At 64.4% G+C, this 24,220-nt stretch carries 22 protein-coding genes; 20 read left to right on the top strand and 2 right to left on the bottom strand.

All coding sequences use genetic code 11. From position 1 onward, the window contains the following. On the bottom strand, nt 1–957 hold the full coding sequence (locus ACW17Z_RS02385) for a nucleoside hydrolase (protein WP_492058476.1): 957 nt from the start codon (nt 955–957) through the stop codon (nt 1–3). A 270-nt stretch (nt 958–1,227) separates the two neighbouring features. Between ACW17Z_RS02385 and dnaE the strand changes: the two genes are divergently transcribed. The 20 genes from dnaE to ACW17Z_RS02285 all read left to right on the top strand — a co-directional run bounded on the left by dnaE (nt 1,228) and on the right by ACW17Z_RS02285 (nt 22,846). Further along, complete coding sequence (gene dnaE / locus ACW17Z_RS02380; RefSeq protein ID WP_492057442.1) at nt 1,228–4,659, top strand: DNA polymerase III subunit alpha; 3,432 nt, start codon at nt 1,228–1,230, stop codon at nt 4,657–4,659. A 16-nt stretch (nt 4,660–4,675) separates the two neighbouring features. After that, entirely contained in the window at nt 4,676–5,026 is a 351-nt protein-coding gene (locus tag ACW17Z_RS02375; RefSeq protein ID WP_492057441.1) for a GFA family protein, read from the top strand. A 73-nt stretch (nt 5,027–5,099) separates the two neighbouring features. Continuing rightward, a complete protein-coding gene (locus ACW17Z_RS02370) occupies nt 5,100–5,414 on the top strand; it encodes a DUF5076 domain-containing protein (RefSeq protein WP_492057440.1) in 315 nt (104 codons plus the stop codon). 249 nt (nt 5,415–5,663) lie between these two features. Further along, complete coding sequence (rpsB, locus tag ACW17Z_RS02365) at nt 5,664–6,521, top strand: 30S ribosomal protein S2 (RefSeq protein ID WP_419317186.1); 858 nt, start codon at nt 5,664–5,666, stop codon at nt 6,519–6,521. A gap of 96 nt (nt 6,522–6,617) precedes the next feature. Beyond that, nucleotides 6,618–7,556: a translation elongation factor Ts gene (tsf, locus tag ACW17Z_RS02360; protein WP_419255241.1), complete on the top strand. Its 939-nt coding sequence runs from the start codon at nt 6,618–6,620 to the stop codon at nt 7,554–7,556. Between the two features lie 234 nt (nt 7,557–7,790). Beyond that, nucleotides 7,791–8,513 carry a UMP kinase gene (gene pyrH / locus ACW17Z_RS02355; protein WP_419321461.1) on the top strand — a complete coding sequence of 241 codons (723 nt, stop codon included), beginning with the start codon at nt 7,791–7,793 and terminating at the stop codon, nt 8,511–8,513. 23 nt (nt 8,514–8,536) lie between these two features. Then, complete coding sequence (gene frr, locus ACW17Z_RS02350; protein WP_419255242.1) at nt 8,537–9,103, top strand: ribosome recycling factor; 567 nt, start codon at nt 8,537–8,539, stop codon at nt 9,101–9,103. 43 nt (nt 9,104–9,146) lie between these two features. Next, a complete protein-coding gene (gene uppS / locus ACW17Z_RS02345) occupies nt 9,147–9,926 on the top strand; it encodes a polyprenyl diphosphate synthase (protein ID WP_492057439.1) in 780 nt (259 codons plus the stop codon). Continuing rightward, a complete protein-coding gene (locus tag ACW17Z_RS02340; RefSeq protein ID WP_492058475.1) occupies nt 9,904–10,752 on the top strand; it encodes a phosphatidate cytidylyltransferase in 849 nt (282 codons plus the stop codon). The genes uppS and ACW17Z_RS02340 overlap by 23 nt, the downstream gene beginning before the upstream one ends. Then, nucleotides 10,740–11,939: a 1-deoxy-D-xylulose-5-phosphate reductoisomerase gene (gene dxr / locus ACW17Z_RS02335; RefSeq protein ID WP_492058474.1), complete on the top strand. Its 1,200-nt coding sequence runs from the start codon at nt 10,740–10,742 to the stop codon at nt 11,937–11,939. Before ACW17Z_RS02340 ends, dxr begins: the two co-directional genes overlap by 13 nt. A 19-nt stretch (nt 11,940–11,958) precedes the next feature. Beyond that, nucleotides 11,959–13,443 carry an RIP metalloprotease RseP gene (gene rseP, locus ACW17Z_RS02330; protein ID WP_492057438.1) on the top strand — a complete coding sequence of 495 codons (1,485 nt, stop codon included), beginning with the start codon at nt 11,959–11,961 and terminating at the stop codon, nt 13,441–13,443. 17 nt (nt 13,444–13,460) lie between these two features. After that, nucleotides 13,461–15,824 carry an outer membrane protein assembly factor BamA gene (gene bamA, locus ACW17Z_RS02325; RefSeq protein ID WP_419317181.1) on the top strand — a complete coding sequence of 788 codons (2,364 nt, stop codon included), beginning with the start codon at nt 13,461–13,463 and terminating at the stop codon, nt 15,822–15,824. Between the two features lie 2 nt (nt 15,825–15,826). Then, the gene (locus ACW17Z_RS02320; RefSeq protein ID WP_419321458.1) at nt 15,827–16,459 is read left to right on the top strand and encodes an OmpH family outer membrane protein; all 633 of its coding nucleotides are present in this window, start codon (nt 15,827–15,829) and stop codon (nt 16,457–16,459) included. Between the two features lie 47 nt (nt 16,460–16,506). Beyond that, on the top strand, nt 16,507–17,526 hold the full coding sequence (gene lpxD / locus ACW17Z_RS02315) for a UDP-3-O-(3-hydroxymyristoyl)glucosamine N-acyltransferase (RefSeq protein ID WP_492057437.1): 1,020 nt from the start codon (nt 16,507–16,509) through the stop codon (nt 17,524–17,526). Nucleotides 17,527–17,528: 2 nt separating this feature from the next. Continuing rightward, nucleotides 17,529–18,005 carry a 3-hydroxyacyl-ACP dehydratase FabZ gene (gene fabZ / locus ACW17Z_RS02310; protein ID WP_419317179.1) on the top strand — a complete coding sequence of 159 codons (477 nt, stop codon included), beginning with the start codon at nt 17,529–17,531 and terminating at the stop codon, nt 18,003–18,005. Continuing rightward, on the top strand, nt 18,002–18,796 hold the full coding sequence (lpxA, locus tag ACW17Z_RS02305) for an acyl-ACP--UDP-N-acetylglucosamine O-acyltransferase (protein ID WP_492057436.1): 795 nt from the start codon (nt 18,002–18,004) through the stop codon (nt 18,794–18,796). Before fabZ ends, lpxA begins: the two co-directional genes overlap by 4 nt. A 9-nt stretch (nt 18,797–18,805) precedes the next feature. Then, nucleotides 18,806–19,648 carry a UDP-2,3-diacylglucosamine diphosphatase gene (gene lpxI / locus ACW17Z_RS02300; protein WP_492057435.1) on the top strand — a complete coding sequence of 281 codons (843 nt, stop codon included), beginning with the start codon at nt 18,806–18,808 and terminating at the stop codon, nt 19,646–19,648. Further along, nucleotides 19,645–20,823, top strand: a complete 1,179-nt coding sequence (gene lpxB, locus ACW17Z_RS02295; RefSeq protein ID WP_492057434.1) for a lipid-A-disaccharide synthase — start codon at nt 19,645–19,647, stop codon at nt 20,821–20,823. Before lpxI ends, lpxB begins: the two co-directional genes overlap by 4 nt. Nucleotides 20,824–20,933: 110 nt before the next feature. After that, nucleotides 20,934–22,583 (top strand): flagellar hook-length control protein FliK, encoded by a 1,650-nt coding sequence (gene fliK / locus ACW17Z_RS02290; protein ID WP_492057433.1) that lies wholly within the window; start codon nt 20,934–20,936, stop codon nt 22,581–22,583. Then, complete coding sequence (locus tag ACW17Z_RS02285; RefSeq protein ID WP_419317174.1) at nt 22,580–22,846, top strand: EscU/YscU/HrcU family type III secretion system export apparatus switch protein; 267 nt, start codon at nt 22,580–22,582, stop codon at nt 22,844–22,846. The genes fliK and ACW17Z_RS02285 overlap by 4 nt, the downstream gene beginning before the upstream one ends. Before the next feature lie 75 nt (nt 22,847–22,921). Here ACW17Z_RS02285 and gltA read toward each other — a convergent pair whose 3' ends face one another. Then, nucleotides 22,922–24,202, bottom strand: a complete 1,281-nt coding sequence (gene gltA / locus ACW17Z_RS02280) for a citrate synthase (protein ID WP_419255255.1) — start codon at nt 24,200–24,202, stop codon at nt 22,922–22,924. Between the last annotated feature and the right edge of the window lie 18 nt (nt 24,203–24,220).

Here is a 24,220-nt window from a genome sequence, read left to right as displayed (position 1 = left end):
CTAAAGCAGCGCTCGGCGCAACGCGGCGAAGAAGCCGCTCCGATCGATCTTCTTGATCACGCGGGCATTCTGCGGCCTGCGTTTGAGTGCCGGATCAGCGACCTCGATGTCGGGCAGGATCGCGTGCGAGACGCTCAGATAACCTCGCGTGAGTTCACCCAGGGTCTCGACATCAATGACGGCCTGCTCGGCTTCCAGGATCAGGCTCTCATCCAGCGCGACGGCGCATGTCAGGGCGTCCGGGTGCAGGCTGCCGCTCAGACCTTCGGTTTGCTGTGCGAAGGCCAGGGAAGCGCGATTGACGTCGGTGAAGAACCGCGCGCGGGGCGTGCCCAAGGCCTCCAGTTCAGCCAGTTGGGCAATATCCAGCAGCCCGTCACGCAGCGTTTCGGTCCACGTCACGATGGACAGCCTGAAGCCGGCGTTGATCACGATCTTGGCGGCTTCAGGATCGGCATAGAAATTGTACTCGGCGGCGGGCGTCACATTGCCCACGCCGTTGTCGGTGCCGCCCATGACCCAGAGATGTTTCACAGCCTGGGCGATGCGCGGCTCGCGCAGATAGGCCAGCGCAATATTGGTCAGGGGCGCCTGGGCAATGATTGTGATCTCGCCCGGAGCCGCCATCACCCTTCGCACGATCTCGTCAACCGCGTGACCGTTGGCCGGGCGCTGGGTGGCCAGTTCAAAGCCCATATCGCTCATGCCGTCCGCACCGAACACATAGGCCGCGTCCAGCGGCGCACGGGAAAATGGAGCCTGGGCGCCCAGATAGACTGGCACGCCTTGCGTCTCGCAGACTTCCAACGTGACCAGCGCATTCTCCGCATGCTGGACGAAGCCGACATTGCCGTGGGCGATCGTGATCGCCTCAACAGTGACGCCCGGTCGGGAGAGGGCGAGCATCAGGGAGAAGACGTCGTCTCCGGCGGTGTCTGTGTCGATGATCAGGCGCATGGGGCTGATCTGAACTGATCCGGCGTCCAGGGCAAAGCCCCCTGAGGGCCTTCGAATGGCTCTCGGCAAGAATATCCGGTGGATCGTGGCGGAACATCTTGTGAACAGAACAAAAGAAGAATATGGAACAAACAAGCAACCATTGTGGAGGTTCCTGTGATCCGTATCGCGCGCGAGTCTTTGGCTCTTGTATCCGTCGTCAGCTTCGTCTGGATGATGTGCTCGGTCGCCCAGTTGGTGGCCTGAGTCGATTGATTGGAGACGTGGGCGATGTCGGGCAGCGAAGGACAGGGTTTCGTCCACCTTCGGGTCCGTTCGGCCTATTCGCTGCTGGAAGGCGCCATCAAGGCTGACGTGATCGGTAAATTGGCCGAGGCTGCCGGGATGCCTGCGGCGGGTCTGACGGATCGGGCCAATCTATTTGGCGCTCTGGAATATTCCTCCTACGCCAAGGATTCGGGGATCCAGCCGATCATCGGCTGCGCGCTGCCCGTGTCAGGCATCGGCGCTGGTCCAACAGAGCGATGGGCGCGAGCGCCGACAGTCACGCTCTTGGCCCAGAACGAGCGGGGCTATCTCAATCTTTCCGAGCTTTCGTCGATCGCTTACCTCGAAAGCGGTGATCTGGCCGAGCCGATCGTGCCCTGGTCCAAGGTGGTCGAGCACGCTGAAGGACTAATCCTGCTATCGGGCGGCGTCGATGGTCCGGTTGACGCGCTGTTCGCGGCCGGAAAGAGCGCCGAAGCGGTCCAGGCCCTGGCCGAAATGAGCCGGGTGTTTGGTTATCGGTTCTATGTCGAGCTGCAACGCCATGGTCTGCCGCGTCAGGCCGCAGCAGAGCCGGGTCTGGTGAACTGGGCCTATGAGCACGACGCGCCGCTGGTCGCGACCAACGATGTGTATTTCGCCAAGGCCGAGCTCTACAACGCGCACGACGCCCTGCTGTGCATTTCCGACGGCGCGTTTGTCGGACAGGATGAACGCCGGCGTGTGACGCCCGAGCACTGGTTCAAGCCGGCCGCCGACATGCGCAAGCTGTTCTCGGATCTGCCGGAGGCCTGCGACAACACCCTGGACATCGCCCGTCGCTGCGCCTTCCTGGTTAAGAAGCGTGACCCGATCCTGCCGAGCTTTCCGACGGGCGACGGACGCAGCGAACCGGACGAGCTGAAACATCAGGCTCGCGAAGGTCTGCGTGCAAGACTCGCCGAAAACCCGTTGGCAGTCGATGAGCAGGTCTATTGGGATCGACTGGATTTCGAGCTGGGCATCATCATCAAGATGGGATTCCCCGGCTATTTCCTGATCGTGTCGGACTTCATCAAGTGGGCCAAGTCGCACGGTATCCCCGTAGGCCCGGGCCGGGGTTCGGGCGCCGGGTCGCTGGTCGCCTGGGTGCTGACCATCACCGATCTGGATCCGCTGCGCTTTGGCCTGCTGTTCGAGCGGTTCCTGAATCCTGAGCGGGTCTCCATGCCCGACTTCGACATCGACTTCTGCCAGGAGCGACGCGAAGAGGTCATCGTCTACGTTCAGGAGAAGTACGGCCGCGATCGCGTGGCTCAGATCATCACCTTCGGCTCGCTGCAGGCCCGCGCTGTGCTGCGCGACGTCGGACGGGTGATGCAGTTGCCGCTCGGTCTCGTTGACCGGCTCTGCAAGATGGTCCCCAACAACCCGGCCGCGCCGGTGACCCTGGCCCAGGCTATCGAACTGGAGCCGCGCCTCAAGCAGGCCAAGAAGGAAGACGGCAACGTCTCGGCCTGTCTCGACGTGGCCCTGCAACTGGAAGGCCTGTTCCGCAACGCCTCGACCCATGCCGCCGGCCTGGTGATCGGCGACCGGCCGCTGACTCAGCTGACGCCGCTGTACAAGGATCCGCGCTCCGACCTGCCCGCCACCCAGTTCAACATGAAGTGGGTCGAGAGCGCTGGGCTGGTGAAGTTCGACTTCCTGGGTCTGAAAACCCTGACGGTGCTGGATCGCGCCATAAAACATCTGAAGAAGCGCGGCGCGGATGTCGATCTGAGCAAGTTGCCCTTCGACGACCCCAAGACCTATGAGTTGCTGGCCTCGGGCCAGACGGTCGGCGTGTTCCAGCTGGAAAGCCAGGGCATGCGTGACACCCTGCGCAAGATGCGGTGCGGGTCGATCGAGGAAATCACCGCTCTGATCTCGCTCTATCGACCGGGGCCGATGGACAACATCGATACCTTCGTCGACTGCAAGTTCGGCCGTAAACCCGTCGATACCCTGCACCCGTCGCTCGAGACGGTGCTCAAGGAGACCTACGGCGTCATCGTCTATCAGGAACAGGTGATGCAGATCGCCCAGATCCTGGCGGGCTACAGCCTGGGCGAAGCCGACCTTCTGCGCCGGGCCATGGGCAAGAAGAAAAAGGAGGAAATGGATCTTCAGAAGATCCGTTTCGTCGACGGCGCCAAGCTGAAGAACGTCCCTGAAGAGCAGTCGGGTTCAATCTTCGAACTGGTGGCCAAGTTCGCGGGCTACGGTTTCAACAAGAGCCACGCGGCCGCCTATGCGCTGATCGCCTATCAAACGGCCTGGTTGAAGGCCAATACGCCGGTCGAGTTCCTGGCCGCGTCGATGAGCCTGGATATCTCCAACACAGACAAGCTGGCGGTTTTCCATCAGGACGCCCGCCGGTTCGACATCACGGTGAGAGCGCCTGACGTCAATCGGTCGGGGGCCGACTTCGAGGTCGAAAACGGCGAAGTGCTCTACGCCCTGGGCGCGGTGCGCAATGTGGGCCTGGAAGCCATGAAGCACCTGGTCGCCGTGCGCGAGGAGGGCGGCCCGTTCCGCGACATCTTTGATTTCGTCGAGCGGGTCGATCCAAAGCAGGTGAACAAGCGGGCGATCGAAAACCTGGCGCGCGCAGGAGCCTTTGATTCCTTCCACAAGAATCGCGCCCAGATTCTGGCCTCCTCCGACGTCTTGATCGCGCACAGTCAAAGCATCGCCGCTGATCGTCAGGGCGGTCAGCATGCCTTGTTTGGCGGCGATCCAGCCGCAGGCCGGCCGCGCCTGAAGAAGACTGAGCCCTGGAACCAGGTCGATCTGCTGGACGAAGAACTGGCTGCTGTTGGCTTCTACCTGACCGGCCACCCGCTTGAAGACATGGTGGGCATGCTGCGCCGTAAACGCACCGCCATGCTGACCGAGGTGATTCCCCAGGCCGAGGCCGGGATGGAAGCCTTCCGGATGTGCGGCGTTGTGCGGCGTCGTCAGGAACGGGCTTCGCAAAGCGGTGAGCGGTTCGCTTTCGTCTCGCTGTCGGATCCAACGGGCGAATATGAAGTCCTCTTTCCGCCTGAGGCTTTGCGGAAGTGTCGGGATGTGCTGGAGCCTGGCAAGTCGGTCGCCATCAAGGTGCGCGCCAAGGCCCGGGATGGCGAGGTGCGGTTCTTTGGCGATGACGCAGAGCCCATCGAGAAAGCGATCGAGAACGTGGTGGCGGGGCTGCGCGTTCACCTGTCGCCCTCAGCGACTGAAATCGAGGCCTTGCGAAAACGGCTCGAGCCGGCGGTGTCTCAGAAGGGCGGCGAGATCAGCCTCATCGCCGCGATCGGCGGCGGACGCGAGATCGAGCTGAAGCTGCCGGGTCGCTATGCGCTCGACGCCTCGTTGCGCGGCGCATTGAAGACCGCACCGGGCGTGGCGCTGCTCGAAGACGTCTAGGGCGGGAGAGGCGCGGATGGCCAGACATCAGGGCGGTTGCCAGTGCGGCAGGGTGCGGTTCGAGGTAGAGGTCGAGCTTGAGGATCTGATCAGTTGCAATTGCTCGCGTTGCGGCAAGCTGGGTTCGGTTCTGGCCTTTGCGGCCGAGGACGATTTCACGCTCCTGCAAGGGCAGGGCGCTCTGACCGAGTACCGCTTCAACACGGGCAAGATCTCGCACCTGTTCTGCACGGAATGCGGCATCGAATCCTTTGGACGCGGTGAAGCTCCCGGCGGCGCATGCATGTTCGCGATAAATGTGCGCTGCCTCGACAAGATCGATGTCTTCGCGCTTGAGCCGGTCCAGGTGAACGGCAAGGCGTTCTGAATGGCTGGCGCCAACAGAGTCGAGCTCGGCCTCCTTCCCCTGACAAGGTCAAACTCTGGTTCATGAGGTCAGGATGGACGCCCGCGCAATTCTTCCGGCGGCGCTCCGCGACGTCAATGCCCTAGAGCTCGCTCGGGTTTGGATCGCAGAGCAGGGACTGCATTGCTCGCTCAAGTTCGGTTTGTATGCCGCCGACGGCGTGGCTCGGGAGACTTCGGCCTGGGGGATCATCCTGGCTGATCTCGCCGGCCACGTCGCGGATGCGCTCAGCGCCGATGGCATGGGAGCCCAAGCCGATCTGTTCGATGCTATCGTCGAGAGTTTCAACCAAGAAGTTTCGGCTCCGTCTTCCAGACGGATGGGTGGGTCTGCTGCTGAGTCCAGTTAGCCCTTGAACGACGAGCTTAGAGGACATCCTCTCTTGCATCCGGTTGTGGTTGCAGTACCAGCCTCTTTGCGCTGCAGCCTGACAAGACTTGCTTTTTGATCCAATCGCGCCTATCTGCGCGCCATTCCACACGCGGACGTTCGGCTGTGACCCGGGGAGACATCCCGGCGCCGCCGTTCCGGTCCCGCTCCAGATGTCTGGGTCGGGGGTGTCCGCGGAGGTTCAACCGGAAGAAGGATTATAGGCCTCATGGCGCTTCCCGAATTCTCCATGCGTCAGCTCCTGGAAGCTGGCGCCCACTTCGGCCACCAGACGCACCGCTGGAACCCGAAGATGGACCGCTACATCTTTGGCTCGCGTTCGAACATCCACATCATCGACCTGTCGCAGTCGATTCCGCTCCTGCACCAGGCCCTGGTGAAGGTGCGTGAAGTCGCCGCCGCCGGCGGTCGCGTGCTGTTCGTCGGCACCAAGCGTCAGGCTTCCGATCCTGTCGCCACCGCCGCCAAGCGCTGCGCCCAGTACTACGTCAATCACCGCTGGCTCGGTGGCACCCTGACGAACTGGCGCACCGTTTCGGGCTCGATCGCGCGTCTGCGCGAACTCGAAGGCATCATGGGTGGCGAAGGCCAAGGCCGTTCCAAGAAGGAACTGCTGCAGCTGACCCGCGAACGCGACAAGCTGGAACTGTCGCTGGGCGGCATCAAGGACATGGGCGGCATCCCCGACATCATGTTCGTGATCGACACCAACAAGGAAGCCATCGCGATCCTTGAAGCCCGCAAGCTGAACATCCCGGTCATCGCAATCCTGGACACCAACTGCGATCCGGACGGCATCACCTATCCGATCCCGGGCAACGACGACGCCGCCCGCGCTCTGCAGCTGTACTGCGACCTGATTGCTGACGCCGTCCTCGACGGCCTGGCCGCTGGTCAGGCCTCGTCGGGCGTCGATCTGGGCGCTTCGGTTGCTCCGATGGAACCGACCCTGGCTCGCGAACTGACTCCCGAGCCGGTGGCTGCTGAAGCCGCTGCTCCCGAGGCCGCTCAAGAAGCGACCGCTGAAGCGATCGAAGCCGTCGCCGAAGAGCCCGCGGCGAGCTGATAGGACGACCGTCCTCTCGTTTGAGGACCGTTGTGATCATGACATGCGACCGGGCTATCAAGCCCGGTCGCTAAACGTTTGAATATGGAGGATCTCATGGCTGAAGTGACCGCTGCGCTGGTGAAAGAACTGCGCGAGAAGTCCGGCGTCGGCATGATGGACTGCAAGAAGGCGCTGGTTGAAAACGCGGGCGACATCGATGCGTCTATCGACTGGCTGCGCGCCAAGGGCCTGTCCAAGGCCGCCAAGAAGGCTGACCGCGTCGCCGCCGAAGGCCTCGTTGGCATCGCCGTTCGCATCGAAGGCGCCGGCATGACCGCCGCCGCTGTCGAAGTGAACGCCGAGACTGACTTCCTGGGCCGCAATGAACTGTTCCAGAACGCCGTCCGCAAGATCGCGGCTGTTGGCCTGGACAATGATGGCGTCGACGCCATCAACGCCGGCAAGACCGCCGACGGTGAAGTTGTTGCGGATCTGCTGACCAACCTGATCGCCACCATCGGCGAGAACATGGTTGCTCGTCGCTCCGCGCGCTTCAGCGTCGCCCAAGGCGCCGTGTCGACCTACATCCACAACGCCACTGCGCCCGACCTCGGCCGCATCGGCGTGCTGGTGGCCATCGAAGGCGCCGGCGACCAGGCCAAGATTCTGGAGCTGGGCCGCAAGATCGCCATGCATGTCGCCGCGACCTCGCCGCTGTCGCTGTCGCCGGACGATCTGGACCAGGCCGCGATCGAAAAAGAACGCGCCATCTTCACCGAGCAGGCGCTGGAGTCGGGCAAGCCCGCCGCCGTTGTCGAGAAGATGGTCGAAGGCCGCATCCGCAAGTTCCTGGAAGAGGTCGTGCTGCTGAAGCAGGCCTTCGTCATGAACCCAGACCAGACCGTCGAGCAGCTGGTCGCCGAGACTGGCAAGGAACTGGGCTCGCCGCTCACCGTGAAGGGCTTCGTTCGCCTGGCCCTGGGTGAAGGCGTCGAGAAGGCTCCGGTCGGCGATTTCGCCGCTGAAGTCGCCGCCATGGCTGGCCAAGCCTAAGACTGGGTGAAGCTCCAGGCCCGTTTGGCGGCGCTTGGAGTTTCCGTCTTCGAAGGGCGCGGCGCGTGTGACGCGCGCCGCGCCCTTCTTGCGCCTGTGTCCGCGCATTTTGGCCCTCTGAGGCCATCTGCAGCCGGGCGCGCGCAAAACCGATCCCACTTTTGACGAACGCGCACTATGTTGCGTCCCGACGACTCAGGAAGAGCCCGGCCCATGTCTGAATCCAGCCCCGCCATGCCGAAGCCCTACCGCCGCGTGCTCCTGAAGGTTTCCGGTGAAGTGCTGATGGGCGACACGCCCTACGGCATCGACACCAACACGGTACAGTCCGTCGCTGAAGATATCGCCGAGATCGTCAAGTCTGGCGTTGAGCTGTGCCTGGTCATCGGCGGCGGCAACATCTTCCGCGGCATGGCCGGAGCCGCAAAGGGCATGGAACGCTCTAGCGCCGATTATATGGGCATGCTGGCCACAGTCATGAACGCCCTGGCCATGCAGGACGCGCTTGAGCGGATTGGCGTATCGACCCGCGTGCAGTCGGCTATTCCGATGGCGACGGTCTGCGAGCCCTACATCCGGCGCCGCGCCCAGCGTCACCTGGAAAAGGGCAGGGTGGTGATCTTCGCCGCCGGAACGGGCAACCCCTTCTTCACAACCGACACCGCCGCCGCTCTGCGCGCCGCCGAGATGCAGTGCGACGCCCTGTTCAAGGGCACCAGCGTCGATGGGGTCTATACCGCTGATCCGAAGAAGGACGCTTCGGCCCAGCGCTATGACCGCCTGACCTATATGGACGTGCTGGCCAAGGACCTGCGGGTCATGGACGCCTCGGCCGTCGCCTTGATGCGCGACAGCAATATTCCGATCGTGGTCTTCTCCATCAAGGGGCGCGGCAATCTGCTGAACGTCCTGCGGGGCGAGGGCACCTTTACCGTCGTCGCCCAAGACGCCGCCTAAACTCTAGCGAAGAGAGCCCCGCCATGGCCGCCGCCGAAAAGCCAGTTCTGTCCCGTTACAAGGAGCGCATGGAGAAGTCCGTGCTGGCCCTGAAGGAAGATTTCGCCGGATTGCGCACAGGTCGCGCCTCTTCCAACCTGCTCGACCAGATCGTCGTTAACGCCTACGGCTCGATGGTCCAGCTCAACACCGTCGCTTCGATCAGCGTCCCAGAGCCGCGCCAGATCAACGTCAATATCTGGGACAAGGGCGTTGTCTCGGCCGTGGAAAAGGCGATCCGCAATTCGGATCTTGGCCTCAATCCTGTGGTCGAAGGCAACAACCTGCGCATCCCGATCCCGCCGTTGACTGAAGAGCGTCGCAAGGATTTGACCAAGATCGCCGGCAAGTATGCCGAGGCGCAGAAGGTCGCCGTGCGGAACATTCGCCGAGACGCCAATGACGACCTCAAGAAGGCCGAGAAGGCCAGTGTCATCAGCGAGGACGAGCTGAAGAAGATGGAAACCGAGGTCCAGAAGATGACCGACGAAGCCATCAGGAAGGTCGACGAGGCCTTGAAAATCAAAGAGCAAGAGATCATGCAGGTTTAGGCGCCGACCTGAGTAACGGGACGGTTAGGGAAGGCTTGAAGCAATGTCGGCGACGACCGGCCTGCAAGATGTTTCGGCGCGCGCTGGGGGCGATGCGTCGGATCGCTCTCTGCATGTGGCCATCATCATGGACGGTAACGGTCGCTGGGCTAAGCGGCGCGGAATGCCGCGCGCGCTTGGGCACCGCGCGGGCGTCAATGCGCTCAAGCGCACGGTAGAGGCCGCGCCGGATCTTGGCGTTGGCGTATTGACCGTTTTTGGCTTCTCGACCGAGAACTGGAGCCGTCCGGCGCACGAGGTTTCCGAGTTGATGGGTCTGCTGAAGGCCTATGTCGAATCGGATCTGGAACGCCTGGCCCGTGAAGGTGTCCGGGTGCGGATCATTGGCCGTCGCACGGGACTTGCCGCCGACATTCAAGAGATCATCGAGCGCGCCGAGCGCCGTACGGCCAGCAATACCAAGTTCATACTTCAAGTCGCTTTCAACTACGGCGGTCGCGGCGACATCGCTGACGCCGCCCGCGCGTTTGCAGAGGCCGTAGAGCGCGGGGAGGCGAAGGCTTCCGATCTCGACGAAGGCGCTTTCGAGCGGCTGTTGTCGACGTCCGCTGCGCCGGCCCCCGATCTCATCGTTCGCACCAGCGGAGAACAGCGGATCTCGAATTTCCTGCTGTGGGAATGCGCCTATGCGGAGCTCGTTTTTCAAGACGTGCTCTGGCCTGACTACGGACCCGAAGCGCTCTCGGCCGCCATTGCGGAATATCGCGGGCGTGACCGACGCTATGGAGGCATTACTGCCGATGACGTCGCCGTCGCCGGCTAAGCGCTTCAACTGGATAAACTTACGGGTACGGGTGCTTTCAGCCACCGTGCTCGTACCCACAGTCGTGGCCGCCGTATGGTTTGGTGACGTCTGGTTCCTGGCGCTCGTGGCGGTCTGTGTCGCGCTGCTGGCCCGCGAGTGGGGCATGATGAGCGCGCCGCGCGCGCCCAAGGGCGTGGCTCTCGCCATAGGCGTCGCCGTTCTGGTGGCGGTCGTGGCTGCATTCCGCGGACACTACTATCTGACTTGGCCGCTCTTGGTTGCGGGTGCGATCCTGGCCGCCTTGATCGCCCGAGGCGCGGTCGAGCGCCGGGCCGACGCAGCCTATGGCGTCATCTACATTGCGCCGGCGTGCATCGCCCTGGTCTGGCTGCGCATGATTGACGCTGGCCTCAGCTGGACGCTTCTGCTGTTCGCGGTCACCTGGTTCGCTGACATCTTCGCCTTCGTGGTGGGCAGCATCCTGAAGGGACCCAAGCTCTGGCCGAAATTCTCGCCAAACAAGACCTGGTCGGGGTTCTTTGGTGGCTTGGTGGCCGCTTCGATCGCCGCAGTGGGTATTGATGCCCTTTCTGCGTTGCTGCCGGCCTTGCCGGACATGAACCTGACCTGGCCGGTCGCCGCGCTGATCGGGTTTCTGGGCGGCCTGTCCACGATGATGGGCGACCTCTGGGAATCGATGCTGAAGCGCCGGTTCGGCGTGAAGGATTCCGGGGACCTGATCCCGGGTCACGGCGGTCTGCTGGATCGCGTTGACGGCCTGATGTTTGCGGCCATCGTCATTGCCGCAGTGCGGCTGATCTATCTTTACGGATTGGCGCGTTGATGGCCGTCCGGCGGGTCGTGGTTCTCGGCTCCACGGGGTCGATCGGTGTTTCGACCCTGGGACTGTTCGAAGCGGCCGGCGTCGAGGTCGAGATTCTGGCCCTGACGGCCGGTCGCAACGTCGAGCGGTTGATCGAACAGGCGCTCCGCTGGCGTCCCACTGTCGCGGTGATCGAGGACGAGAGCCAGCTAGGCGCTCTGCGCGACGGCTTGAAGGATACGGGCGTTCGATCGGCGGCAGGGGCGGCGGCGATCATCGAGGCCGCATCGATGGGCGCCGATTGGGTGATGTCGGCCATCGTCGGAGCCGCAGGCCTGGCGCCGACCCTGGCGGCGGCGCGAACGGGCGCGGTGATCGCTCTGGCGAACAAGGAGAGTCTGGTCTGCGCCGGGCCCGCCCTGCTGAGGATCGCGCGCGAGTCGGGCGGATCGGTGATACCGGTCGATTCCGAACACTCGGCAATTTTCCAGGTTCTGCAGCCGGCCTGTATCCAACGCGTATCGCGCTTGATCCTGACGGCGTCCGGGGGGCCGTTCCGCACCTGGACCCGCGAACAGATGGCGGTCGCCACGCCTGAACAAGCCATCGCTCATCCAAATTGGTCGATGGGCGCCAAGATCTCGGTCGATTCTGCTTCCATGATGAACAAGGGGCTGGAGATGATCGAGGCCTCGTACCTGTTCGATACTCCGGAAGAGCGCATCGAGGCCGTGATCCATCCGCAGTCCGTGATTCACAGTCTGGTGGAGTACGCCGACGGCTCGACGCTGGCCCAGCTTGGCCCGCCCGACATGCGCAGTCCGATCGCTTGCGCGTTCGCCTGGCCTGATCGGCTGCCTTGGCCCGCGCCGCGTCTTGATCTGGCCGCTTATGGCCAACTCACCTTCGAGCAACCTGATCTGGAACGTTTTCCGTCCATTACCATCGCCCGAGAGGCGATGCGGCTAGGCGGCGGCGCTCCGGCTGCTATGAACGCAGCCAATGAAGTGGCCGTGGCGGCGTTTCTTGACCGTCAGATCGGCTTTCTCGATATTGCCGCCTCGGTGGCGGGGACCCTGGACCGCATGAACAGCCTAGGGGCCTTGATGGAAGCCGACGCAGATCCGGTTGAGAGCGCCATGACGACGGACGCGAGCGCCCGCCGCATTGCGGCCGAGGTTGTGCGCCAAGTTCACCGCAACAACTGAAGACGAGAAGAAACCCGACATGCTCGGCTTCATGCAATCGGCGGCCGCCTACATAATCGCCTTCCCGCTGGTGATCCTGGTGGTCGTGACCGTTCACGAGCTCGGACACTTCTGGGCGGCCAAGGCGTGCAACGTAGAGATCGACCGATTCTCGATCGGCTTCGGTCGCGCCATCTTCTCCTGGCGGGATCGCGCGGGCGTCCAATGGCAGATCGGCTGGCTGCCCCTGGGCGGCTATGTGCGGTTCGCTGGCGATGAGAACGCCGCGAGTGTTCCTGACCAGCAGGATCTGGCCAGCCTGCGCACTGCGATCGAACGTCGCGAAGGCAGCGAGGCGGTCAACCGTTATCTGCATTTCAAGCCTTTGTGGCAGCGGGCTTTCATCGTCGCGGCGGGCCCTGCGGCCAATTTTGTCCTGGCGATCACGCTGTTTGCTGTGCTGCTGGGCGTGTTCGGCGAGACCGTGCGCCGCCCCGTGATCACGGGCGTGAACGCCGGCAGTCCCGCTGCGGCTGCAGGCTTCCGGCAGGGCGACGTGATCATCTCGGCCGATGGCCGCAAGGTGAACAACTTCGGCGAACTGGACAGCTATGCGCTGCTTCGCAGCGATGTTCCGATCCGCTTCAAGATAGAACGTGACGACAAGACGCTCGAACTGGTGGCGACGCCGGCGCTCGTGGACGTTTCGGATGGTTTTGGCGGCAGTCAGAAGGCCGGCATGCTGGGCTTTGGCGCGCCGCCGCTGATCGCCAGCGTCGAGCCGGGCTCGCCTGCCGAGAAGGCTGGTCTGCGACGCGGCGATTTCATCCAGCGCGCCGATGGCGCCGCGATCGGAAGCTTTGAAGATCTTACCCGCCATGTGGCCAAGCGCGGTGGCAATCCCATTGCCTTCCAAGTCTACCGGGGCGGCGAGACGATCACTATCGTCGCGACGCCTACGATGCTGACCCGGCCTGATGCGGACGGCAAGCCGAAGGCCCGGATGCTGCTCGGGGTCGCTGGCGGCCTGCCCAGCAGCGATATTCATCGGGTGCGGTACAACCCCATTGAAGCGGTCGTCGGCGGCGTCGCCCGCACCTGGGATGTCCTGGAAACCACAGTCTACTATCTGGGCCGGGTTATTCGTCTGGAGGTCTCGGCCGAACAGATCAGCGGCCCCATCGGTATCGCCAAGACCTCGGGTCAACTGGCTCAGGCCGGCGCCGCCGGTGCGACCGACTTCCCATCGATGCTGCTGGGTTCTGCGGTAGCCCTGATCTGGCTGTCGGCAATCCTCTCCGTCAGCGTCGGCTTCATGAATCTGTTGCCAATTCCCGTTTTGGACGGGGGGCATCTGCTGTTCTATGCCTATGAGGCCATCGCCAGACGACCGCTCGGCGCGCGTCTTCAGGCGGCAGGCTACAGGGTTGGTCTTGCGCTGCTGCTGAGTTTCATGTTGTTCGCGACCTGGAATGATCTGCAGCGCCTAAGCGTCTTCAAATTTTTTGGCGGGCTGTTCTCTTGAGCGGTCGCCTTCCGTCCATGATTGGTCCCATGAACAAAATTCGCGCCCATAGCGCCGCGTTCGCCACCGGTGTGGCGCTTCTCTTCGGTTCGACCGCGTTGGTCGCGCCCGCTGCGGCTTTCGCCCAGGCGGCGCAGACCAGTGTGGTGCAACGGATCGTCGTGCAGGGCAACGAACGGATCGAGCAGGGCACAGTGATGTCCTATCTGCCGATCCAGCCGGGCGACACCGTGGACGCCGCCCGTCTTGACCTGGCGCTGAAGACCCTGGCGCGGACCGATCTCTTCGCCGACGTGAAGATCGAGATGTTGTCGGGCGATCTGATCGTGAAGGTCGTCGAGAACCCGATCATCAATCAGGTGGTCTTCGAAGGGAATTCGTCCCTGAAGGAAGACAAGCTGAAGGACGAGGTCCAGATCCGTCCGCGCGGCATCTTCACTCGCGCCAAGGTTCAGGCCGATGTGCAGCGCATCATCGAACTCTATCGCCGGTCGGGCCGCATTTCGGCGACCGTGACCCCGAAGGTTGTGGAGCTGCCGCAAAAGCGCGTCGATCTGGTGTTTGAGATCAACGAAGGTCCCAAGAGCGGCGTGCTGGGCATCAACTTCCTGGGCAATTCCGAGTATTCGGACAACGATCTGCGCGACGTGATCGTGACCAAGGAGTCGCACTGGTACAAGTTCCTGACCAGCAACGACAACTACGACCCCGACCGGATCGAGTACGACCGCGAACAACTGCGCAAGCACTATCGCAATCGTGGCTATTTCGACTTCCGCGTTGTCTCGTCTATGGCTGAACTGGCGCCGGACAAGAACGGCTTTGCGGTCACCTACACCCTGGACGAGGGTCCGAAGTACAAGTTCGGCAAGATCACGGTCGAGACCGAACTCAAGAAGCTTGATGGGACACTGCTGGCCCAGATCCTGCCGGTCCGCACCGGTCAGCTCTACGAAGACGAGCGCATCGAGCAGGCGACCGACGCCCTGACCTTCGCGGCCGGCGCGGCCGGCTTCGCCTTCGTGGACGTGCGTCCGCGTTACGTGCCCAATCGCGAAACCAACACGGTCGACGTGGTCTTCCAGGTTCGCGAAGGCCCGCGCGTCTACGTCGATCGTATCGACATCGTCGGCAACACCCGCACCCTCGACTACGTGTTGCGTCGCGAACTCGAAGTGGCCGAAGGCGACGCCTATAATCGCGTGCTGGTCGACCGCTCCAAGAACAACATCCGTCGCCTGGGCTTCTTCAAGGAAGTCGAGATCGAGGAAGTGCCCGGCAGCGCGCCCGACCGCACGGCCCTGCGCGTCAAGGTCGAGGAACAGCCCACCGGCGAGCTCTCATTCAGCGCGGGCTACAGCTCGGTCGACAAGCTGGTGCTGGACGTTGGCATTACTGAGCGGAACTTCCGCGGTCGCGGCCAGAACATGCGCGGACGGATTTCCGTCGGCTCACTGCGGCAGCAGATCGATTTTGCCTTCACTGAGCCGCGCTTCCTGAACCGCAGCCTGGTTGCCGGCGTTGATGTCTATTCGTTCCGCTACGACCTCAGCGACTACGCCGCCTATGACACCCGTTCGGTGGGGGGCAATGTTCGCATCGGCTTCCCGCTGACCCAGAACGCTTCGATGAGCATGCGCTACACGCTGCGTCGCGACGAGGTGAGCGTCTCTGACGGCCTGTGCAACAGCGGCTCGGTGTCGCAGATCCTCTGCCTGCAGCGCGGCGCCTACATGACCTCGCTCGTCGGCTACGGCCTGCGGATCGATAAGCGGAATGACCCGATCCAGCCCACGCGTGGCTGGTTCGCCGACCTGAACCAGGATCTGGCGGGCTTTGGCGGCGACGTTAAGTACCTGAAGACCGAGACCGACGGGGGCTGGTACTGGGGCTTCAACAAGGACTTCATCTTCAGCGCCACGGGCTCGGCCGGCTATATCGAAGGCTGGGGCGGCGACAACGTCCGCATCAATGACCGCTTCTACAAGGGCGGCACCAACTTCCGCGGCTTCGAGACTGCCGGTATTGGCCCGCGCGACATCTCGACCCAGAGCAACTCGATGGGCGCGAAGCTCTACGCGATCGGCACGCTCGAGTTGACCGTTCCGACGCTTCTGCCCGAGCAATACGGCATCAAGGCTGCGGTGTTCAGCGACTTCGGTACGGCCGGCTTGCTCGATGACGTCGATCGCCAGTCTTCGACGGGCGTGTTCGATCCGAATATCCGCGACAACCTGGGCCTTCGCGCCTCTGCGGGTATCAGCATCGACTGGAAGTCGCCGATGGGCCCCATCCGGTTCGACTTCAGCAAGATCCTTTCCAAGGAAGACTACGACCGGACCGAAACGTTCCGGTTCTCCACCTCCACAAGGTTCCAATGATCATGACTTCCAAGTTCCTGTCCGCGGCCGCTTCGGGCGTCGTCGCCATCGCCATGTCGACCAGCGCCCTGGCCCAGACGGCTCCTGCTGCCGCTCCGGCGATCTCGCACGGCGCGCCGATTGCTGGCGTCTGCATCTTCTCGAGCCAGCGCGCCGTCGGCTCCTCGGCGGTCGGCAAGGCCGTCGATGCTCGTCTGAAGACCATCATTGCGCAGGTGAACGCCGAACTGACCGGCGAACGCACCACGCTGGACAACGAAGCCAAGGCGCTGGACGCCAAGAAGGCTACGATGGATCAAGGCGCGCTCGAGCAGCAAGCCGCTGGCCTGCAGGTCAAGGCCAACGCCTGGCAGCGCAAGGGCCAACTGCGCCAGAAGGAAGTCGAAGCCACCGAACAGAAGGCGCTGTCGCGCGTCTATCAAGAGCTCGATCCCGCCATCAAGCAGGTCTATCAGCAACGCACCTGCGGCATCCTGATGGACCGCGAGTCGGTGCTGCTGGCCAATCCGGCCATGGACATCACTGACGCTGTGGTGGTCGCCCTTGACGCCCGCATCAAGACCCTGACCTTCGACCGCGAACGTCTGGACCAACCGGTCGCCGGCGCTCAAGCTCTGTCGCCGACCAAGAAGTAAGCGAGTCGGCCCGCGCCTTGCGTCGGGCCAGCCGCCGAGAGGACGAGATGCTGGACCCACGATTTTTCGATGACATGGGTCCGGCGTCACTCCAGGAACTGGCGCGTCTTGGCGGGGCCGAACTGGCCGACGCCAGTCTTGGGTCTCGCTCCATCGCCCATGTCGCGCCGCTCGACGCCGCTGATGGGCGAGCCGTCAGTTTCTTTTCCGACGCCAAACGTCGTGACGCCGCCGCCACCACCCAGGCCGGGGCCTGTTTCGTTCGTCCCGAGCACAGCGATATGCTCGCGCCGGGTTGCGCGGCGCTGTTGACGGCTCATCCGCAGGCCGCCTGGGCGGCCGCCGCCACGCGGCTGCATGCGCCCCGTCGCCACGAACCACTGTCGGCCTCCATTCATCCCGATTGCCAGTTGGAAGACGGCGTCAGGCTGTCGCCCGGCGTGACGGTCGGTCAGGGGGCGAGGATCGGGAGAGGCACATATCTATCGCCAGGCGCGGTGATCGGCCCAGGCGTCACCATCGGACGCGACTGCCTGATCGGGGGCAATGCGGTGATCGGTTTTGCGATCATCGGCGACCGGGTCAGCATCCATGCCGGCGCGGTGATCGGCGAGGCGGGTTTCGGCGCCGCCGGCGGACCGCGCGGCGTTGTCGATCTGCCTCAACTCGGTCGAGTGGTGATCCAGGATGGCGTCACCGTCGGCGCCAACAGTTGCATTGATCGGGGCGCCTTTACCGATACGACGATTGGCGAAAACACCAAGATCGACAATCTGGTGCACGTCGCGCACAACGTCCGTCTGGGTCGCAATTGCGTGCTGGCGGCCTATACAGGGCTCTCCGGCAGCACCGTTGTCGGCGACGGCGTCGCGTTCGGCGGCAAGGCCGGCGTTGCGGATCATTTGACCATCGGCTCAGGAGCCAGCATCGGCGCATCGGCGTCGGTGTTCAAGGACGTGCCTGCGGGCGAAACATGGACAGGGTTTCCGGCGCGGCCGCTCAAGCGGTGGCTCCGAGAAACCGCATGGCTGTCGCGCATGGCGGGCGGCCGGGGAACAAGGGGCTAAGTATGGGCCAAGACGTCGCCGAACCGGCGCAAACCAATATCGACATCGCCGAGATCCTGGCCAGGATCCCGCATCGCTATCCCTTCCTGCTGGTGGACCGGGCCGAGGACTATCGCCCGCATCAGTCGATCGTCGGCATCAAGTGCGTGACGGTGAACGAGCCCTTCTTCCAGGGTCACTTCCCGGGCAATCCAGTGATGCCCGGCGTCCTGATCATCGAGGCCATGGCTCAAACGGGCGCGGTTCTGATGAGCAAGTCGCTGGAAGTCGACACTGAGGGCAAGACCATCTTCTTCATGTCGGTCGACAACGCCCGCTTCCGCAATCCCGTGCGCCCGGGCGAGGTGATCCGCATGGAGGTCGAAGTAACGCGGTCGCGCTCGACCATCTTCAAGTTCAAGGGCGTGGCCAAGGTGAACGACAAGGTCGCCGCCGAAGCCGAATTTGCGGCCATGGTGGTGGAGACGCCGACCAAATGAGCCAGATTCATCCAACGGCCATCGTCGATCCCGGCGCGAAGCTGGCGGCCGATGTCGAAATCGGCCCGTTCAGCATCGTCGGACCGGACGTGACCCTGGCGACCGGGGTGCGTCTGATGTCTCACGTCGTGATCGAAGGCGTCACGACCCTCGGCGAGGGGTGCGTCGTGCATCCGTTCGCCAACCTCGGCGGCCCGCCCCAGCACTTGGGGCACAAGGGCGAGAAGACCCAGCTGCTGATCGGCCCACGCAACATCATCCGCGAACACGTCACCATGCACACCGGCACCGCGTCGGGCAATGGCGTGACGACAGTGGGCTCCGATGGTCTCTACATGGTCGGCTCGCACATCGCCCACGACTGTATGGTCGGCGACCACGTGGTCATGGCCAAGGGCGCGACCCTGGGCGGTCACGTCGCGATCGGTGATTTCGTATTTATGGGCGGCCTGGCGGCGGCTCACCAGTTCAGCCGCATCGGCCGCTACAGCTTCATCGGCGGCCTGGCCGCGGTGACCAAGGACGTGATCCCCTACGGCTCGGTGTGGGGCAACCACGCCCATCTCGAGGGCCTGAACCTGGTGGGCTTGAAGCGTCGCGGCTTCTCGCGTGAGACGATCAACGCCCTGCGCGCCGCCTACCGCCTGTTGTTCGCCGACGAGGGGACCTTCCAGGAGCGCCTGGACGACGTCGCCGAGATCCACGCGGGCAATGTCGAGGTGATGGAGATCGTCGACTTCATCCGCTGCGACAGCAACCGTCCGCTTTGCCTGCCCGAGCGCGAGGTCTAGGCTGTCCTCATGCGCAAGCTTGGCCTGATCGCCGGCGGGGGCGCGCTGCCCGTAGAACTGGCGGCCCACTGCGAGGCCGCAGGGCGTCCGTTCGCGGTGATGCGGCTCAGAAGCTTTGCTGACGCCGCTCTGAGCCGCTATCCCGGCATGGAGGTCGGGCTTGGCGAATTCGGCAAGGTGTTCAAGGCGTTGAAGGCCCAGGGCTGTGAGGTTGTGTGTTTCGCGGGCACGGTCAATCGCCCGGATTGGTCGGCCCTCATGCCGGACCTGCGCGGCGTGAAGGTCATTCCGGGCCTGATTCAGGCTGCTCGGCGGGGCGATGACGCCCTGCTGCGCCGGGTGCTGGATGAGTTCGAAACCGAAGGCTTCGCCATCGAGGGCGCCCACGAGGTACGGGGCGAGATGACCTTGCCGGCAGGCGTTCTGGGCGCCCATGCGCCTCGCCCTCAGGATCAGCACGACATCGAGCGCGCCCTGCTGGTGGCCCGCGAGATCGGCAAGCTGGACGTAGGGCAGGGCGCCGTGGTCTGCGAGGGCCTTGTGCTGGCGGTGGAGGCCCAGGAGGGCACAGACTCCATGCTGCGCCGTGTGGCCGATCTTCCCCAAGCCATTCGCGGCACTGCGGAGCGCCGTCGCGGCGTGCTGGCCAAGGCTCCCAAGCCGATCCAGGAGACCCGCGTCGATCTGCCGACCATCGGCGTCGCCACCCTGCAGCGCGCCGCGCGGGCCGGTCTGGCCGGCATTGTCGGCGAGGCGGGCAACCTGCTGGTGCTCGACCGCGCTGCGGTGATTGCCTGCGCCGATGATCTGGGCCTGTTCGTGCTGGGGGTCGAGCCCGGGAGTCTGGGATGACCCGCCCGCTGACCGTCATGCTGGTGGCCGCCGAGGCCTCAGGAGACGCTCTCGGCGCTGGCCTGGCCAAGGCCCTGAAGCGGCGCCTGGGCGATGACGCGGTGAATTTCGTCGGCGTCGGCGGCGCCAAGATGGCCGCCGAGGGCATCCAGAGCCCCTTCGACATCGCCCAGCTGTCTATCATAGGCATCGTCGAGAGCCTCAGAGCCTATCCCAGGGCCATGGCGCGACTGAAAGACACTCTGGCGCTCGCGGAGCGGGAAAAGCCCGATGTGGCCGTCCTGATCGACTCCTGGGGCTTCAATATCCGGCTCGCTCAGGCCCTGCGTCGACAGAGCCCCGCGCTGCCTCTGGTGAAATATGTTGCGCCCCAGGTCTGGGCCTATCGGCCCGGCCGGGCGAGGGCTTTGGCCAAGGCCGTTGACCTGCTGCTGTCGATCCAGCCGATGGATAAGCCGTTCTTCGACAGGGCCGGTCTGGAGAGCGTGTTCGTCGGCAATTCCGCCCTGGCCAAGGATTTCAGCCAGGCCGATCCGGCCCGGCTGCGCGCTGCCATAGGCGCTGCGGCTGACCAGGAGATCCTGCTGGTCTTGCCCGGCAGTCGCCCGTCAGAGATCGAGCGCGTGATGCCGGTCTTTGAAGACGCCGTGCGCAGGCTGAAAGCCGATCGCCCGAATCTTGCCGTGGTCGTCCCGGCCGCCTCCACCGTCACGGCCGCCGTGAAGGCGCGCGTGGCCGGATGGCCGTTCCGAGCGCATGTGATCGAGGACGAGGCGCTGAAGGATGACGCCATGGTCGCTGGAACCGTCGCTCTGGCCTGCAGCGGCACGGTGACGACCGAGCTTGCGCTGGCCGGTTGTCCGATGGTCGTGGGCTACCGCACCGGCTCGGTGACCTATGGCCTGCTGAAGCTGCTGTTCAAGCCGCGCTGGGTAACCCTGTTCAATATCGCGGCCGGCAAGGCTGTGGCCCCGGAATATCTGCAGAAAGCCCTGCAGGGCGAGGCGCTCGAAAAGGCCATCGCTGTTCGACTGGACAACGCCGATCAGCGCGCGCGGCAGATCGCCGAGCAGAGCGCCGCGCTCGAGCGAATGGGGCGGGGAATGCCTGACCCGTCGGAGGCCGCAGCCGAAGCCTTGCTGGCTTTCCTCGCCAAGGTGCGGCCAGCGACCTGACGCGGCCCGGCAGCGCTGCGGGCCTCGCCGTTGACCGTCTGGAACGACTGGGTGTCGAGACGGACTCGGACTATTCTGCCTCTCGTGACCCGTAAGACTGGAGACCAGTTTTGGCGATCGATCCGGCAGCGCCCGCAGTTCCCATCACGCCCGCTCGCGCCACGGGGAGCTCGCCAGAGGTGGCGGCGGCCTTGTCCGCGCTTGCGCGCGCCGCCGTGGCCAACAGCACATCGACCCTTGGCCAGATCGTGGGCGCAGCGCACGCGGAGGCTCAGGGGCCGTCTGGCGCGGCCACGCCCCCCGTCTCCGACGCCAGTATCGACGCACCGGGTGGCGGACACCTGATCGCGCCATCCCCGCCTTCGGCGGAGCCCTCCGCCAGCGACCGGATGGCCGCGGCTGTGCGATCGGCTGCGGCTCGGGCGGCGCCGGTCCAATCCGGCTTGGCGCCGATGATGGCGGACATCGAGGCGACGGTCATTAGACCGGATACACCCGAAACGGTGCGGCAGGCGGCCAAGGCCTTGCTTGAAGGCGCCGTTCCCACCCAGCAACCCATGACATCCACGCTGGTTCGCAATGCCTTCGAGGATTCTGGCGTCTTCATGGAGGCCCGGCTGGCGCGGGCCGCGCTGGCCGCACAGTCATCGGTTCCCGCCGCCACCGGGGACATGAAAGCGGCGCTGCTGGTGTTTCGCGCCGTGGTTTCGACGTGGCTGGCCAAGACGCCCGGGGCCGAGCCCGGCGGGTCTCGGGTCCCTTCCTCTTCCGGCGAACCCACCGCAGCGCAGCGGTCTGGCCCCAGTGTCGGCGCGACCTATACGCCAAGCGGCTCGGTCGCCTCGGTTCAGGGTCCGGTTTCCGCCCCCATCGCGCAACCGTATCGCGCCCCACCAGGATTGAATGCCGCGCCGGCTCTGCCTCCGGCTTCAGATCCCCTTGCTACGATTGCGAAGAACGAAGCGACGCCAAGGCTCGACCAGAACGCCTCCGAAGCGACGCTTCCGGCCGCGCAGCCTCGCGTTGCTCCGGCTCCGGCTCCGGCTCCGGCGCCGCGTCCATTCCTGATGGTGGGACTGATCGAGGACGAGGTCGTCGCCCCGCCTTTGCCAGCGGAGAACAACGAGGCAGAGGCAGCCGCCCGCCACTCCGGGCTCGCGGTGTCATCGCGCCCACCTTCTGGGCCGCCGCCGCCGCCCTACGCGGGTGGTCCCACAGCCGCCCAGGCGGCCGTCCGTTCGCATCTTCCCGGAGATCTGCCGCCGGCCGAACTGGCGCGGCGTCTGTTGAAGAGCGTCGATGGCGCCATCGCGCGCCAGGAGCTGTCGCAGATCGCTTCGCTGCCGGAGTCGCGCGGTGAGGCGGAGCGGATCACCGAGATCAAGACGTCGCGCTGGGTGTTCGACCTGCCGTTCCAGACCGCTCAAGGCTTCGCGGTGGCGCAGTTCGAAATCAGCCGGGATGGCGGAGGCGGCGGATCCGATTCCGGGCGCGAGATCGAAAAAACCTGGCGCGCCCGTTTCTCGCTGGATGTGGAGCCGCTGGGGCCGGTCCATATCCAGATCGCCCTCACGGGCGCCTGCGCGCGGGTGGGTCTGTGGGCCGAACGACCGGAAGCCGTGGCCCGGCTTCAGGCGGGGGAGGCGGCTTTGAGCACCGCGCTTCGCGAGGCCGAGCTGTCGCCAGAGGTCGCCTTCCATGCGGGCGCCCCGACGGTCGCTGTGACCGCGCCAGGCCGCTTCGTGGATCGGGCGTCATGACCGGGCCTGTCGGCGGCGCGCGCGGTCCCGGCAAGATCGCTGTCGCCTTGCTTTACGAGGGCGCCGATACGCCCAGGGTCGTCGCTTCAGGTCAGGGCTGGCTTGGCGAGAAGATTGTCGAGACGGCGCGAGAGCATGGCGTCCCCATCGAAGACAACCCGGCTCTGGCCCAGGCCCTGTCGACCATCGAGATCGATGAGGAGATCCCTGAAGCGCTTTATCGCGCAGTCGCCGAGATCCTCAGCTTCCTGCTCAAGCCGTAACGGGCAAGGAAAAGGCCCCGCCTTGCGACGGGGCCTCTCCGGATCGGTCTCGCCGGATCAGTCTGGATCGACGGCTTAGCCGCGCTTTTCGAGCGGCGTGTAATCGCGCTGCGTCGCGCCGGTGTAGAGCTGACGCGGACGGCCGATCTTGCGCGCGGGATCCTCGAACATTTCCTTCCACTGGCTGATCCAGCCAACGGTGCGGGCCAGGGCGAACAGCACGGTGAACATGTTGGTCGGGAAGCCCATCGCGCGCAGGGTGATGCCCGAATAGAAGTCGATGTTCGGGTACAGCTTGCGGTCGATGAAGTAGGGGTCGCTGAGGGCGACCTTTTCCAGCTCCATGGCCACCTGCAGCAGGGGATCGTTGATGCCCAGCTGTTCCAGGACCTCGTAGCAGGTCTTCTGCATGACCTTGGCGCGTGGGTCGAAGTTCTTGTACACGCGGTGGCCAAAGCCCATCAGCTTGTACTTCTTGTCCTTCACGCCCTGCACATAGGCGGGGATGTTCTCGACCGTGCCGATTTCCTCGAGCATCTCGAGGGCTTCCTGGTTGGCGCCGCCATGCGACGGGCCCCACAGGCAGGCGATGCCGGCGGCGATACAGGCGAACGGGTGAGCGCCCGACGAACCGGCCAGACGGACGGTCGAGGTCGAGGCGTTCTGCTCGTGGTCGGCGTGCAGGATGAAGATGCGGTCCATGGCGCGCGTCAGGACGGGGTTGGGGACCCAGTCCTCGGCCGGCACCGAGAAGCACATGCGCAGGAAGTTTTCCGAATAGGACAGTTCGTTGCGCGGCGTCACGAACGGACGGCCGACGCTGTACTGGAAGGCGCGCGCGGCGATGGTCGGCATCTTGGCGATCAGGCGATGGGCGCTGATCTCGCGTTGCTTGGGATCATCGACGTTCAGGCTGTCGGCATAGAAGGCCGACAGGGCGCCGACGGCGCCGGTCATGATCGCCATCGGGTGAGCGTCGCGGCGGAAGCCCTGGAAAAAGCTGTCGAACTGGGCGTGCAACATCGTGTGGTAGGTGATGTTGTGCTCGAACTTGGTGGCCTCTTCGGCCGTGGGCAGTTCGCCGTTCAGCAGCAGGTGGCAGACTTCCAGGAACGAGGACTTCTCGGCCAGTTGGTCGATCGGATAGCCGCGGTGCAGCAAAATGCCGGCGTCGCCGTCGATATAGGTGATCTTGCTCTCGCAGGACGCGGTCGAGGTGAAGCCCGGATCGAACGTGAAGTGGTCGCTGTCGCCGTAGAACTTCCGGACATCGACGACGTCCGGACCGGTGCTGCCCTTGAGGATCGGCAGATCGTAGCTCTTGTCGCCGATCGTCAGTGTGGCTTTATCGGTCATGCGGGAAACCCCTTCATC

The organism is Caulobacter sp. GSs2 (assembly GCF_058680895.1).
Note: the sequence above shows the minus strand (reverse complement) of the source record. Positions and strands in the feature narration are given on the sequence as shown.

Excerpts from the sequence above, each read along its gene's own strand:
- frr (WP_419255242.1), top strand. The coding sequence starts at position 8,537 with ATGGCCGCCGCCGAAAAGCCAGTTCTGTCCCGTTACAAGGAGCGCATG.
- ACW17Z_RS02285 (WP_419317174.1), top strand. The coding sequence starts at position 22,580 with ATGACCGGGCCTGTCGGCGGCGCGCGCGGTCCCGGCAAGATCGCTGTC.
- rseP (WP_492057438.1), top strand. The coding sequence starts at position 11,959 with ATGCTCGGCTTCATGCAATCGGCGGCCGCCTACATAATCGCCTTCCCG.
- lpxB (WP_492057434.1), top strand. The coding sequence starts at position 19,645 with ATGACCCGCCCGCTGACCGTCATGCTGGTGGCCGCCGAGGCCTCAGGA.
- uppS (WP_492057439.1), top strand. The coding sequence starts at position 9,147 with ATGTCGGCGACGACCGGCCTGCAAGATGTTTCGGCGCGCGCTGGGGGC.
- ACW17Z_RS02320 (WP_419321458.1), top strand. The coding sequence starts at position 15,827 with ATGACTTCCAAGTTCCTGTCCGCGGCCGCTTCGGGCGTCGTCGCCATC.
- ACW17Z_RS02385 (WP_492058476.1), bottom strand. The coding sequence starts at position 957 with ATGCGCCTGATCATCGACACAGACACCGCCGGAGACGACGTCTTCTCC.
- lpxA (WP_492057436.1), top strand. The coding sequence starts at position 18,002 with ATGAGCCAGATTCATCCAACGGCCATCGTCGATCCCGGCGCGAAGCTG.
- pyrH (WP_419321461.1), top strand. The coding sequence starts at position 7,791 with ATGCCGAAGCCCTACCGCCGCGTGCTCCTGAAGGTTTCCGGTGAAGTG.
- bamA (WP_419317181.1), top strand. The coding sequence starts at position 13,461 with ATGATTGGTCCCATGAACAAAATTCGCGCCCATAGCGCCGCGTTCGCC.
- fabZ (WP_419317179.1), top strand. The coding sequence starts at position 17,529 with ATGGGCCAAGACGTCGCCGAACCGGCGCAAACCAATATCGACATCGCC.
- gltA (WP_419255255.1), bottom strand. The coding sequence starts at position 24,202 with ATGACCGATAAAGCCACACTGACGATCGGCGACAAGAGCTACGATCTG.
- lpxI (WP_492057435.1), top strand. The coding sequence starts at position 18,806 with ATGCGCAAGCTTGGCCTGATCGCCGGCGGGGGCGCGCTGCCCGTAGAA.
- ACW17Z_RS02375 (WP_492057441.1), top strand. The coding sequence starts at position 4,676 with ATGGCCAGACATCAGGGCGGTTGCCAGTGCGGCAGGGTGCGGTTCGAG.
- rpsB (WP_419317186.1), top strand. The coding sequence starts at position 5,664 with ATGGCGCTTCCCGAATTCTCCATGCGTCAGCTCCTGGAAGCTGGCGCC.
- dnaE (WP_492057442.1), top strand. The coding sequence starts at position 1,228 with ATGTCGGGCAGCGAAGGACAGGGTTTCGTCCACCTTCGGGTCCGTTCG.
- ACW17Z_RS02370 (WP_492057440.1), top strand. The coding sequence starts at position 5,100 with ATGGACGCCCGCGCAATTCTTCCGGCGGCGCTCCGCGACGTCAATGCC.
- tsf (WP_419255241.1), top strand. The coding sequence starts at position 6,618 with ATGGCTGAAGTGACCGCTGCGCTGGTGAAAGAACTGCGCGAGAAGTCC.
- ACW17Z_RS02340 (WP_492058475.1), top strand. The coding sequence starts at position 9,904 with ATGACGTCGCCGTCGCCGGCTAAGCGCTTCAACTGGATAAACTTACGG.
- lpxD (WP_492057437.1), top strand. The coding sequence starts at position 16,507 with ATGCTGGACCCACGATTTTTCGATGACATGGGTCCGGCGTCACTCCAG.